The organism is Clostridium budayi, from assembly GCF_055396605.1.
Genome location: NZ_AP042456.1, coordinates 2,571,746 through 2,585,501, shown reverse-complemented (window position 1 = coordinate 2,585,501; position 13,756 = coordinate 2,571,746). Strand labels below are relative to the sequence as shown.

Sequence of the window (13,756 nt, the reverse complement as noted above, 5' to 3'; positions counted from 1 at the left end):
TACCATGGGGTATGTAATAATAGACTTAGAATTTAATAACTTAAATAATATAACAAAGTATTATCCAGACTTTTATGAAAAGTATAAGAATATTAATAGCTTAGAAGTGCAAAATGAAATAATTGAAATAGGTGCAATAAAAGTAGATAAATATATGAAAGTTATAGGAAAGTGGAAGGCATATATAAAGCCTTCTATACTTCCTATATTAAATCCTGAAATTATAGATATCACGAATATAACAAATAAGGATTTAGAAAAAGGAATTTCATTTGAAGAAGGAATGGATAAGCTTAAAAGCTTTGTTTGCGATGATATACTTTGTTCTTGGGCAAAAGATGATATTGCACAAATAATAATAAATGCGCATTATCATAACTATGAAAATCTTAAATGGATTAGAAACTATTTAGATATACAAGAATATACAAGTAATGTTTTAGGTGTTAAAAAATCACTTAGTTTAAAAAATGCCCTAAAGAGGTTAAATATAAAAATAGATAATTCACTATTACATGATGCATTAAATGATGCAGAGTTTACAGTTCAAGTATTTAGAAAACTTTATAATCATAGAATACTTAAGAATTACTTAATTCAAAATATATATGATATGCCAGCTATTACAGTTAAAGATTTAGATGGAATTACTCTTGAATGTAATAAAATTAAATCGTTATGTCCTAGATGCAGAAAGAAAATAGAATTAGCATTTGATTATATGCCATATAGATGGAGATTTATATCTATTGGAAGATGTTCAAAATGTAATGGATCAGTACTAAATGAAGTTATAGTTAAAAAAAGTTTACATGGAAATATAATGTATTCTGAAATAGGAAATATGATAAATGAGATTGATTATTCTGACTATAGCTACAAATTAGATAAATATTTTCTTAAAAAAGAGAAAGCACTATAGACATGATAGAATTATTTAGTTATGTTAAAATAGTATAAGGTATTTAAATAAAATATTATGAAGAGGAATGAAGAAATATGAATATAGCATTTTTCCTTACGCCTAAAAATGAAGTAATCTGTGAGAATTTAGAAGCAACTATGAGACAAGTTATGGAGAGGATGGAGCACCATGGCTATACGGCTATACCGTTAATAGACAAGCATGGTAGATATGTTTCAACTTTAACGGAAGGTGACCTTTTATGGAAACTTAAAAACACTCCAGACCTTAACTTTAAAAACACAGAAAGTGTAAGAGTTAAAGATATAAAAACGAGAAGAAAACACAAAAGTGTTTCAATAAATGCAAATATTGAAAGTTTAATATCACTTGCAGTAAATCAAAATTTTGTTCCAGTAGTAGATGATGATGGAATCTTTATTGGAATAATAAAGAGAAGTGATATTATAAATTATTGTTATAACGAAATAAAGAAAGAAAATTATTAAGAGAGCTATTTTTAGCTCTCTTTTCATATATAAAGTTATTTAGGTTAGGGCACTATAAAAAGATAAATTGTTAATTTGGTGTAAAAAAGCAGTGAATATATGAATAAAATAAAGTTTTAAAAAAGGAAATATAAACCTTATTGACATTACTTATCAATTGGAGTAGTATATTAATTAAGATAAATACACCCCCTATGGGAGGGGGTAGGAGGCGAAAATCATGAATGAAGATAAGAAAAAAGCACTACAAGTATTAAAAACATGTAGAGGACAAATAGATGGAATTATAAAAATGCTTGAAGATGAAAGATATTGCATTGATATATCAAATCAAATAATAGCAGCACAAGGATTGCTAAAGAAAGCAAATAAGCATATATTAACGCAACACATGCACCATTGTGTAAGAGAAGCATTAGATAATGAAGAAACAAAAGATACAAAGGTAGAAGAAGTAATAAGCATTCTTACAAAGCTTATAGATAAATAATCGAAAATATTAATTCATATATAACCTTGTACAGGAGGAGGGGAAACAATGAAAAAACAATTCACAGTTAAAGGGATGACCTGTGCATCATGTGCCGCAAGAGTGGAAAAGGTTGTTAATAAAATTGATGGAGTAGATAATGCTACGGTTAATTTAGCAACTGAAAAGATGACAGTTAATTATGATAAAGATAAAGTAGATACTAAGGATATAGAGGAAAAAGTAAAAAAAGCAGGTTATGAAGCTTCAGAAATAAAAAGTAATGATGCTACAAGTGAGAGTTTTAAAATAAGCGGAATGACTTGTGCATCATGTGCATCTAGAATAGAAAAAGTTCTAAATAAAACAGAAGGAATAGATAATGCTACTGTTAATTTAGCAACTGAAAAAGCTACAGTATCTTATGATAAAAGTAGTATTTCACCAGAAGAAATAATAGAAAAGGTTAGAAAAGCTGGATATGATGCAGAAGAAATAAAAGAAAGTAATAATTTATCTCACGCACACTTTAAAATAAAAGGAATGACTTGTGCATCATGCGCATCTAGAATAGAAAAAGTTGTTAGTAAACTAGACGGGGTAGAAGAAGCGCCTGTAAATCTTGCAGTAGAAGATATGAACGTTAAATACGATGGTAGAAAAGTTTCAATAGATGATATTGGAAATGCAGTTAAAAAAGCAGGATATGAAGCAATATACGTAACAGAAGAAAATAAGGAAGATTCTAAAAAAGAAAGCGAACAAAAAGTAAGAAAAGCAAAAAATAGATTCATATGGTCTTTAATATTTGCAATTCCACTAATAGTAATTTCTATGGGATCAATGATGGGACTTACACTTCCAAGTATAATAGATCCAAGTGTAAATCCATATAACTTTGCTATGATACAACTTATTTTAACATTGCTTATTATATACGTTGGAAGAGAATTCTTCATACATGGATTTAAAAATATATTCCATTTAAGTCCTAATATGGACAGTTTAATTGAGTTAGGTAGTACAGCAGCTCTTTTATATGGTATATATGCATTAGTTAAAATTGGCGGTGGAGAAGTTCACTTTGTACATCATTTATACTTTGAATCAGCTGGTATGATTGTTGCATTTATAAGTCTTGGTAAATTTTTAGAAGCTCTTACAAAAGGTAAGACATCTGATGCTATAAATAAATTAATGGGATTAGCACCAAAGACTGCAACAGTAATTATAGATGGAAAAGAAAAAGTAATACCAATTGAAGATGTAAGAGTTAGTGACATAATTGTCGTTAAACCAGGGGAAAGACTTCCTGTAGATGGAGTTGTAGTTTCAGGTTCATCAGCAGTTGATGAATCAATGCTTACAGGTGAAAGTATTCCAGTTGAAAAGAATGAAGGTTCAGATGTATACGGAGCCAGTATCAATAAAAACGGAATGTTTAGATATAAAGCTACAAAGGTTGGTAATGATACTGTACTTTCAAAAATAATAAACTTAGTTGAAGATGCTCAAGGAACAAAAGCTCCTATAGCTAAACTTGCAGATATTATTTCAGGATACTTTGTACCAATAGTAATAGTTCTTTCAATATTAGCAGCACTTGCTTGGTACTTTATAGGTAATGAAAACTTAGAGTTTTCTCTTAATATATTAATTTCTGTACTTGTAATAGCTTGCCCTTGTGCATTAGGATTAGCAACACCAACTGCGATAATGGTAAGTACAGGAAAAGGGGCAGAAAATGGTGTATTAATTAAAAGTGGTGTAGCTTTAGAAGAAGCACATAAAATTAACACAATAATTTTTGATAAAACAGGTACAATAACAGAAGGTAAACCAAAAGTAACTGATATTATAAGTAATTCACTTGATAATAAGGAATTACTAAAACTTGCAGCAGCTGCTGAAAAGGGATCAGAACATCCACTTGGTGAAGCTATTGTAAAGGAAGCAGAAGAAAAATCAATTACTCTTCCAGAAATTCATGAATTTAAATCAATACCAGGAGAAGGTATTAAAACAATAATTGAAAATAAAAATATTTCAATTGGTAATAGAAAGATGATGGTTAGAAGTAATATAGATATTTCTACATTAGATGAGAAAGCACATGAATTATCAGGAGAAGGAAAAACACCAATGTTTATTGGAATAGATGGAAGTCTTGCAGGAATTATTGCAGTTGCAGATACTGTAAAAGAAAATAGTGCTAAAGCAGTTAGTGCTCTTCATAAAATGGGAATTGAAGTAGTTATGTTAACTGGTGATAATGAAAGAACTGCAAAGGCAATAGCAAAACAAGTTGGAATTGATAGAGTAGTATCTGATGTATTACCAGAAGGTAAAGCAAATGTAGTTAAAGAAATTCAAAAAGAAGGCAAAAAAGTTGCAATGGTTGGTGATGGTATTAATGATGCACCAGCACTTGTTACAGCAGAAATTGGTATAGCAATAGGATCAGGTACTGATGTTGCAATAGAATCTGCTGATATAGTTTTAATGAGAAGTGACCTTTTAGATGTTGTTACAGCAATTCAATTAAGTAGAGCAACAATTAAAAATGTAAAAGAAAACTTATTCTGGGCATTTGGATATAACGTATTAGGTATTCCAGTTGCAATGGGTATACTACACATATTTGGTGGCCCATTATTAAATCCTATGATTGGAGCATTTGCAATGAGTTTAAGTTCAGTATCAGTTCTTCTTAATGCTTTAAGATTAAAAGGATTTAAACCAAAATTCTAAATTAAGATAAATTTATTTTTAAATAAATTGCAATATAAAAGGAGTGATTTTTATGACAAAATATAATGTTAAAATTGGTGGTATGGGATGTGCACATTGTATAGGACACATTCAAGAAGCTTTAGAAGATTGTGTAGAAGTTAAAGACTTCACTGTAGAACTTGGAAGTGCTGTAGTTGAAGGAGATGTAACTGAAGCTAAATTAAAAGATATAATTGAAGATGCAGGATATGATGTAGAAAGTATAACAAAAGCTTAATATATTATAAAAAGGCCTATCTTTAAAGAGTGATTTAATATTACTTTTTAGAGGTAGGCTTTTATTTATTCTTTGATTCCATCTCTTTATTTAAGAAATATGATATAATATATAGTAAATAGTAGTATCTAAGAGTGTGGTGGTACTACTATTTTTTTGTATTTAGTAACTATTGTTTGAATACGGTGATTTTTATAACTATAAATAATAGTAATTTTACATATACTATTTTAAGTAAATATATAAATTGGAGGGTACTATGAGTACAAAAGATAAATTTTTAATAGACATAAAAAATGGAGACAATGTAAAAATATCATTGATGATAATGAAAATTATATATAAAGATGCCTCTAAAACAGTATGTATACTAGCAGATAAAAGTGGAGAAGTTAAAGCAAATATACATAGTAAAAATGAAGAACTTAAAGTGGGAAGAGTTTTATATGTAGAAGGAAGTAAAGATGGAAACTTAGATGTTAAGAAATATGAACTTATTTCTAACTATAAAGTAGAGGACTATCTTCCAACTGTAAAATGTCCAATTGAAGACATAATGAATGAAATTGAAGAGTATACAAATAGATATGTGTTATCTAGAGAAGGAAAAGCATTAAATGATTATTTCTTTAAAGATGATGAGTTCTTAGAGAAGTTTAAAAAAGGTATAGGTGGAGTATCAATGCATCACAATTATATTGGAGGACTTGCAGAACATACTTTAAATGTTATGCATTTAACTGCTATGCTTTGTGAAAGATATGATTGTAGAAGAAGTGAAATTGCAGTTCTTGCAGCTAAACTTCATGACATAGGTAAAATATATGAACTTTATTATGATGGTCCGTTTAAATATACTTTAAGAGGAGAACTTGAAGGGCATATAGTAATAGCATTGCAAATGCTTGATGAAGCTATAAGAAAAACTCCTGGATTTTATAGCGAAGATTTCGTATGCAGAATAAAAGGATGTATTACTCAGCATCACGGTAAACTTGAATATGGCTCCCCAAGAGAAATGAATATGGAAGAGTCATTTATTTTAAATTATGCAGATTCTATAGATGCAACTATGAATAAAATAAATCAATTAAAAGATAAAACTGAAAGTGGTAACTGGTCAGAGTATGACAGAAGAATTGAAACAAAACTTTATTTATAAAATAAAAATAACTAGAATTTTAACATTCTAGTTATTTTTTATTATTGGCTTTAAGCCTGTTGAGTGCGCAATAGCGTACGAAACATTAAACCACCTGCTATGCGGGTGCGGAAGCGGTTTGTTATACAAAAAAATCACCTTTCCGATATAATGTAGTTGTTCAGGCTACGATATAATGAAAGGAAAGGTGATTTTAATGGCTAATAAAACTAATAGTTTATCTCACACAAAATGGATGTGTAAATATCACATTGTGTTCACTCCAAAGTATAGACGAAAAGTTATATATAATCAATACAAGGCAAGTATTAGAGATATAATAAAATAACTGTGTGCATACAAAGGAGTAGAAATAATAGAAGGACATTTAATGCCGGAACATGTACATATACTTGTGAGCATCCCTCCAAAGATAAGTGTTTCAAGTTTTATGGGATATTTAAAAGGTAAAAGCGCACTAATGTTGTTTGATAAGCATGCAAATTTAAAGTATAAGTTTGGAAATAGACATTTCTGGGCAGAAGGATACTATGTAAGTACGGTTGGATTAAATGAAGCAACAATAAAGAAATATATTCAAGAGCAAGAAAAACATGATATAGCGATAGATAAGTTAAGTGTAAGAGAGTATGAAGACCCTTTTAAGGGTTAAAAAAGTAATACGTCACCCCTTTAGGGGTAGCAAAAGCGGCAAAGGCAAGTAGCTTGAACAAAATGAAAGCTAGCGCCTTTAGACGCTAGCCGGTAACACTTGGGCTTATAGCCCCAGAGCAAACCACCCGTTGGACGGGTGGTTATGATTAAAGGAGCTTTTTATAATTTTCAATTTCAGAATTGAAATCTATTGAAATTGAAGGTTTTCTATTATTTTCATTAAGTTTTTCTTCTACATCTAGTAATATCATATTTAGGTTAAATAAAATTTTCTTAAAATTACTTATTGAATCAATCATATTTTTATTAAACCTAGAAAATAAAGCAAGATCTTTTGCATCCTCATATATAGTTATTATTTTTTTATATTCAGAATTTAAATCATTTAAAAAAGATTCTATGTTGGATTTTGAATCTTCAATATATGATATAGATAATCTTAATGATTTTATTTCATAGTCTTTATATAATTTTTTTTCAATGGCTTTTTTAGATAATCTTTCATTTCCTTTTTCAATAGATAACTTTATTTTAGAATCTAAATCATTACTTTCAAGTTTGGCTTTTTTTAAGTTATCATTTAATGAATTTAATGTTTCAAATAGACTAAGAACTTCAAATGTACTTCCATCTAATAAGCTCTTTATTTCATTAATTTCATCATACTGTTTTAGCGCCATTTTTTTCTTGGACCTAAATTTATCAAAGAATGGCATAGTACCTCCAATCATGATAAGTGTTATATATTTAGTATATGAGGGGAAAAGTAAATGTTGATGGTTTTAAATTAGCCTTTTTCTTGTATTAAAGTAAAGGATAGATTAAAATTAAAATGAACGGATATGTGGAAATAAAAGGAGTGGTTTTTAAATGACAACTGAAAATACTATGGGTGAATTATTAAATTCATATGATGTTAAGAGAATAAATAAAGGTGATATATTAAATGCAAAGGTTATCGATGTTAATGATAAAGGTGTAACTGTTGACGTTAAATATGCTTTTGATGGAATAATAACAAGAGAAGAACTTACAGCTAATGATCAAAATCCAATGGATGTTGTAAAAGTTGGAGACGAATTTAAAGTTCTTGTACTTTCACCAAATGATGGAGAAGGATTTGTTTCATTATCAAGAAAAAGAGTTTTATTAAAAGAAGAAAGAGAAGAAATTAAAAAAGCTTTCAATAATGAAGAAATAATAAAAATTAACGTTAAAGAAGGAGTTAAAGGTGGATTAGTTGCTTATTATGGATCAATAAGAGTATTCATTCCAGCTTCACTTGCAAGTAGAGATAAGATAGATTTAAAATCTCTAATTGGAAAAGAATTAGAAGTTAAAATAATAGAATTAGACTTTAATAGAAATAAAGTTGTAGCTTCAAGAAGAGTTATTGAAGATGAAATTTATGAAAAGAATCAAAAAGCTATATGGGATGGTATAAAACCAGGCGAAAAGAGAAAAGGTGTAGTTAAAAATGTAGTTAAATTTGGAGCTTTCGTTGATATCGGAGGAGTTCAAGGTTTAGTACACATAAATGATTTAGCTTGGGAAAGAGTTAAGAAAGTTACAGATGTAGTTAACATAGGTGATGAAGTAGAAGTTTATGTTGGAAATGTAGATAAAGAAAATAGAAAATTATCATTAATATTAAAAGATAATAATAAAGAACCATGGGCTGTTCATGGTGATAGCATGAAGATAGGAGATACTTTAGAAGGAACTGTTGTAAGACTTACAAGCTTTGGTGCATTCATAGAAGTATTTAAAGGAATCGAAGGATTAGTTCATATAAGTGAAATAACTGATGAAAACATAGCTAAACCAGAAGAAGTATTAAAGATCGGACAAAAGGTTAAGGTTAAAGTTTTAAATGTAGATAAAGCTTCAAAGAAATTAGCATTAAGCATAAAAGATGCTGCTGAAAAGAGCAAGGAATATCTTAAATATGTAGATAATGATGAAGATGAAGTTACTTTAGGAGATTTATTTAAAGATTTATTCTAATTAAAAAATTAGGCTGTTTCATAAAGAAACAGCCTATAATTTTTTTATTAAACTTTTTCTATTTTTAACATATTAGTTCCACCAGTATGAGTTGTTGGCATACCAGCTGCAACTATTATTTCATCACCTGAATTTATAAAATCAAAACTCTTAGCAACTCTTTTAGCTTCGTTTAGAATTTCATCAGTTGTATTAAACATCTCACAATGTACTGGAATTACTCCAAAGTTAAGTGCAAGTCCTCTCATAACGTAATCGTTAGGAGTAATTGCAATAATTGGAGCCTTTGGTCTATATTTTGAAAGTAATCTTGCAGTTGCACCACTTTGAGTTGCAGCAACTATAGCTTCAGCACCGACAGCTGTTGCAGTTCTGCATGCTGAATAGCTAATTGCATCTGCAAATAATAAACTTCTAGGGTCAATATTACTATTTGATAAATGTGAGTAATCTAAGTTAGCTTCTGTTTCCATTGCTATTTTAGACATTATCTTTGCAGCTTCTATTGGGAAATTACCAGAAGCACTTTCACCACTAAGCATTATTCCATCAGTTCCATCAAAGATTGCATTACATATGTCACAAGCTTCAGCTCTTGTTGGCATAGAATTTCTAATCATTGAATCAAGCATTTGAGTAGCTGTAATTACAACTTTACCTTTTAAGTTACATTTTTTAATTATTTTCTTTTGGATTATTGGAACTTGTTCTATTGGAATTTCAACTCCCATATCACCTCTAGCTACCATTACAGCATCTGTTACTTCTATAATAGAGTCTATGTTGTTAACACCTTCATTGCTTTCTATTTTAGCAATAACTTTAATATGCTCTCCATTATGTTCTTTAAGAATTTTTTTAACATCTAAAATATCAGAAGCTTTTCTTATGAATGATGCAGCTATAAAGTCAACTCCATTTTCACATCCAAAGATTATATCCTCTTTATCTTTTTCTGTAATTGAAGGTAAGTTTATTGATACATTTGGCACGTTAACACCTTTATGATTTTTAATCATACCTCCAACTTCAACTGTACAATTAATTGATTTACCACATACGTCTTTTATTTTGAATACTAAAAGACCATCATCTACAAGAATAGTACCACCTGGTTTAACATCCTTGTAAAGTTCTTTATAAGTGACGGAGCATTTTTTGTTATTACCAAGAATTTCATCATCACAAATAAAGGCAAAATCATCTCCTTCTTTTAATACCACACCATCATTCTCAAAATTATGAGTTCTTATCTTAGGACCCTTAATATCAAGAATAATAGCAGTTGATGAACCCATCTCTTCCCTTAATCTTTTGATTAGATCAATTTTTTCTTTATGAGTTTCGTGAGTTCCATGAGAAAAATTAAGTCTTGCAGCACTCATGCCTATTTTAATGAACTCTCTTAAAATTTCTTCTGAATCACTTGCAGGACCAATTGTAAAAATCATTTTTGTTTTTTGCATAGAATCACCCCGTTAAAGTATTATAGATTTCTTCGGTATAACAAGTAGTATATGCAAATTTTTAATAAACTAATTTATTTAGTTGAGTTAAAATAAACAGACTGTGTTATACTAAAAATATCTATAAGATAATTTTACCACAAATTTACGGGAGGTAGGCTAAAAATGTCAGTGTTAGAAAATTTAGAACCAAAATTAGTATTTAAATATTTCGAAGAAATATCAAAGATACCAAGAGGATCAGGTAACGAAAAAGGAATAAGTGATTACTTAGTAAAATTTGCAAAAGACTTAGGTCTAGAAGTTATACAAGATGAAGTTTTAAATATAATAATAAAGAAACCAGCATCAAAGGGATATGAAAATGCACCTACAGTAATACTTCAAGGTCATATGGATATGGTTTGTGAAAAAAATAAAGATACAGTACATGATTTTACAAAAGATCCTATAAAGTTAAGAATCGATGGGGATTATATTTATGGAACAGGAACAACTTTAGGAGCTGATGATGGAATAGCAGTAGCTTATGCTATGGCAATATTAGCTGATGATACAATAGCACATCCACCTATAGAAGTTTTATTAACTATAGATGAAGAAACAGGTATGACTGGTGCTATGAATGTAAATCCAGATGATTTAGATGGAAAAATCATATTAAATTTAGATTCAGAAACAGAAGGCGAGATTTTAGTAAGCTGTGCAGGTGGAGTTAGAACTAAATCTACATTTAAAATGAATTTTGAAGAAACACAAGAAAATCATGTTGGATTAGAAGTTATAATTGGCGGTTTAACTGGTGGACATTCAGGAATGGACATAAATAAGGAAAGAGCTAATGCAAATAAACTTATGGGTAGATTATTAAGATGTCTTTATGAAAAACATGATATAAGAGTTTCTAATTTAGTTGGTGGATCAAAAGACAATGCAATTCCAAGAGAATCAGAATTTATGATGACTGTAAATAAAGCTATTCTTGAAGATGTTAAGAAAGATATTTTAAGTTTTGAAAATATGGTTAAAAATGAATTTAGTATTCAAGAACCAAACTTAAAAATTGTTGTAAATGAGAATAAGAAAATTGACAAAACTTTTGATAAAAAGAGCACAGAAAATATTATAAATGCATTATATTTATATCCAAATGGAATAAATACAAAGAGTATGGCAATTGAAGGATTAGTTGAAAGTTCAACTAACCTTGGAATAGTAATAACTGATAAAGATGAAGTTATATTTGATAGTGCTGTAAGAAGTTCAGTTGCAACATTAAAAGATGAAATAGTTTTAAGAAGTAAAACTTTAACTGAAATGTTAGGTGGGGGATTTATAACTCATGCAGAATATCCAGGATGGGAATATAAAAAAGAATCACCTATAAGAGATATATGTGTTAATGTATTTAAAGAAATGTATGGAAAAGAACCAGAAATTGTAGCTATACATGCTGGTGTTGAATGTGGATTATTCGAAGAAAGACTTGGAGGATTAGATATGGTAAGTTTTGGACCATCAGTATTTGATGCACATAGCCCACAAGAACATGCTAGTATAAAATCTATCCAAAATGTATGGGAATATTTATTAAATGTATTAAAAGAAATTAAATAATAATAACTATTCGTTAATAAATATTGTAAAATGGCCTTCCATGATGTAAAATTAATTTGTAATGAGAATTAACTGATTGGGAGGTCTATTACTATGGATATAGAAGGAAAAGTTATTGAAGCACTAGAAAATGCAGAGAACCCATTAAAGGTTAGTGAAATTGTTGAAATCACAGGTCTTGATAAAAAAGACGTTGATAAGGCAATTAAAGAAATGAAAAAAGAAGAAAAAATAATTTCTCCAAAGAGATGTTATTACGTACTTAACAACTAATTTATTTTAGACTGAATACTTTAGCTAAAACAATTCCATACAATAAATAAAAAATCTTCACTAAATTGTAAGTGAAGATTTTTTTGTTACATAATGAATATTAATTATAACCTTCTAATATAATTTACTAAAGTAATTTTTTAGGAGGGGTAAGATGGGATACACAAGATATAACTACAGACCAAGAAAAAAGCCGAAGGGTAATTTATTCACAATAGGAATAGTAGTAGTAATATGTGCTATAGTTATAGGAATGCTTATGGCAAAATACTTATTTAAAGGTGATATACCTAATGGAGAAAATAATGGGCAAAAGACTGTAGAAGAGCAAAAGAATAATAAAAATGATAGTGGCAATAGTGGTGGCAATACACTTCAAAATAATAACAATAGTCAAAGTGAATCTTTAAAGAATTTTGTAATTATACAATGTGGATATTACGGAAAAGAAGAAAATGCAAAAAAAGTATTACAAGATATTCCATCAAGCTTTAATAAATTAATAATTAAAGATGGAGATAAATATAGAATAATTGCAGGTATTTATAATGAAGAATCTGCAAATAATATGAGTGATGAACTAGATAAGAAAAAAATAGATAATGTAAAAATAAAGTGTGGATATGAAACATCAAAAGATGAAGAAGCAAAAAGTTATGAAATCATAAATGGTTTTATGAAAATTTTAAACGAATTAGAAAATGAACAAGTAAAAAGTGTAAATACGACAGAATTCAAGAAATGGACTAAGGAACTTAGACAAAATTCTAATAAAGAAAATGTAGATAATGATGAGCTAAAATCTATTGAAGAATATATAGAGAAATTACCGGAAGAATTGGAAAGAGAAGGGGCGAAAAAGTCACTAGAATTTATATATGGAATCCTTATAAAACATAGGTTATAAGTAAATCTTAAAAAAAAATTAATTCTATTATTATAACTTGTTTTCACTTGTTTATAATGTAATAAAATGATAAACTATATTAGGTGTAGTAATCTTTGTGTTATGAAGAATGCTACACCTAATATTATTTCAAAATATGTAATATTTTATATAAAAATTATGAAAATGACGAAAAATATAAAATATTGCCATAAAGGAGATATTATGAAATATATTTTAGCATCAGCTTCCGCAAGAAGACAGGAATTATTAAAGAGAATCATAAAAGATTTTGATATAACTATAAGCTGCTTTGATGAAGATAAAGTTAAATTCAAAGGAGATGTAGGGAAGTATGTGGAAGAGATAGCACTTGGAAAAGCAAAAGCAATCTTAAACGATGTAGGAAATGATAGCATTATAATATCAGCAGACACAGTTGTTTCATTCGAAGGTAAAATTTTAGGAAAACCTAAAGATGAAGAAGATGCTTTTAGAATGCTTACAATGCTAAGCGGAAATACTCATGAAGTATATTCAGGAGTTTGCATAATAAATACAAAGACAAATGAAATACTAAATGAGAACTTTAAGACTATTGTGTCTTTTTCAGAAATAAGCGATGAAGATAAACTTAATTATATTAAAAGTGGAAGTCCATTAGACAAAGCCGGAGCTTATGGAATACAAGATGAAGGTGGAGTTTTCGTTGAGAGAATTAATGGATGTTTCTATAATGTGGTTGGATTACCACTTAATAAAGTAGATCAAATGCTTAAAAGTATAATAAAATAAATTC

13 protein-coding genes and 1 pseudogene are annotated in these 13,756 nt (G+C 28.7%); 12 read left to right on the top strand and 2 right to left on the bottom strand.

Annotated features, from left to right (window positions below):
* Nucleotides 1-4: 4 nt before the first annotated feature.
* The 7 genes and pseudogenes from ACZ5TJ_RS12410 (at nt 5) to tnpA (ending at nt 6,706) form a co-directional block, all read left to right on the top strand.
* Entirely contained in the window at nt 5-922 is a 918-nt protein-coding gene (locus ACZ5TJ_RS12410; RefSeq protein ID WP_464200120.1) for a 3'-5' exonuclease, read from the top strand.
* A 77-nt stretch (nt 923-999) separates the two neighbouring features.
* Nucleotides 1,000-1,413 carry a CBS domain-containing protein gene (locus ACZ5TJ_RS12405; RefSeq protein ID WP_045723957.1) on the top strand — a complete coding sequence of 138 codons (414 nt, stop codon included), beginning with the start codon at nt 1,000-1,002 and terminating at the stop codon, nt 1,411-1,413.
* Nucleotides 1,414-1,633: 220 nt separating this feature from the next.
* Nucleotides 1,634-1,903, top strand: a complete 270-nt coding sequence (locus ACZ5TJ_RS12400) for a metal-sensing transcriptional repressor (protein ID WP_464200118.1) — start codon at nt 1,634-1,636, stop codon at nt 1,901-1,903.
* A 48-nt stretch (nt 1,904-1,951) separates the two neighbouring features.
* On the top strand, nt 1,952-4,633 hold the full coding sequence (locus ACZ5TJ_RS12395; protein WP_464200116.1) for a heavy metal translocating P-type ATPase: 2,682 nt from the start codon (nt 1,952-1,954) through the stop codon (nt 4,631-4,633).
* Between the two features lie 52 nt (nt 4,634-4,685).
* A complete protein-coding gene (locus ACZ5TJ_RS12390) occupies nt 4,686-4,892 on the top strand; it encodes a heavy-metal-associated domain-containing protein (protein ID WP_054200351.1) in 207 nt (68 codons plus the stop codon).
* A 259-nt stretch (nt 4,893-5,151) separates the two neighbouring features.
* Entirely contained in the window at nt 5,152-6,054 is a 903-nt protein-coding gene (locus ACZ5TJ_RS12385) for an HD domain-containing protein (RefSeq protein ID WP_464200113.1), read from the top strand.
* Between the two features lie 196 nt (nt 6,055-6,250).
* Nucleotides 6,251-6,706, top strand: a pseudogene (gene tnpA, locus ACZ5TJ_RS12380) (IS200/IS605 family transposase).
* Between the two features lie 148 nt (nt 6,707-6,854).
* Here the strand turns inward: tnpA and ACZ5TJ_RS12375 are convergent.
* The gene (locus ACZ5TJ_RS12375; protein WP_464200111.1) at nt 6,855-7,424 is read right to left on the bottom strand and encodes a hypothetical protein; all 570 of its coding nucleotides are present in this window, start codon (nt 7,422-7,424) and stop codon (nt 6,855-6,857) included.
* A gap of 154 nt (nt 7,425-7,578) precedes the next feature.
* Here ACZ5TJ_RS12375 and rpsA point away from each other — a divergent pair, with 154 nt between their 5' ends.
* The gene (gene rpsA, locus ACZ5TJ_RS12370; protein ID WP_464200109.1) at nt 7,579-8,715 is read left to right on the top strand and encodes a 30S ribosomal protein S1; all 1,137 of its coding nucleotides are present in this window, start codon (nt 7,579-7,581) and stop codon (nt 8,713-8,715) included.
* A 47-nt stretch (nt 8,716-8,762) separates the two neighbouring features.
* On the opposite strand, the gene pyk is transcribed toward rpsA, so the two are convergent.
* Nucleotides 8,763-10,181 carry a pyruvate kinase gene (gene pyk, locus ACZ5TJ_RS12365; protein WP_464200107.1) on the bottom strand — a complete coding sequence of 473 codons (1,419 nt, stop codon included), beginning with the start codon at nt 10,179-10,181 and terminating at the stop codon, nt 8,763-8,765.
* Between the two features lie 165 nt (nt 10,182-10,346).
* Here pyk and ACZ5TJ_RS12360 point away from each other — a divergent pair, with 165 nt between their 5' ends.
* The 4 genes from ACZ5TJ_RS12360 (at nt 10,347) to ACZ5TJ_RS12345 (ending at nt 13,752) form a co-directional block, all read left to right on the top strand.
* Nucleotides 10,347-11,798 (top strand): aminoacyl-histidine dipeptidase, encoded by a 1,452-nt coding sequence (locus ACZ5TJ_RS12360; RefSeq protein ID WP_464200105.1) that lies wholly within the window; start codon nt 10,347-10,349, stop codon nt 11,796-11,798.
* A gap of 93 nt (nt 11,799-11,891) precedes the next feature.
* Nucleotides 11,892-12,071, top strand: a complete 180-nt coding sequence (locus tag ACZ5TJ_RS12355) for a hypothetical protein (protein WP_055207831.1) — start codon at nt 11,892-11,894, stop codon at nt 12,069-12,071.
* Nucleotides 12,072-12,225: 154 nt separating this feature from the next.
* Nucleotides 12,226-12,978 carry an SPOR domain-containing protein gene (locus ACZ5TJ_RS12350; protein WP_464200102.1) on the top strand — a complete coding sequence of 251 codons (753 nt, stop codon included), beginning with the start codon at nt 12,226-12,228 and terminating at the stop codon, nt 12,976-12,978.
* 204 nt (nt 12,979-13,182) lie between these two features.
* The gene (locus tag ACZ5TJ_RS12345; RefSeq protein ID WP_464200100.1) at nt 13,183-13,752 is read left to right on the top strand and encodes a Maf-like protein; all 570 of its coding nucleotides are present in this window, start codon (nt 13,183-13,185) and stop codon (nt 13,750-13,752) included.
* The last annotated feature ends 4 nt before the right edge of the window (nt 13,753-13,756 follow it).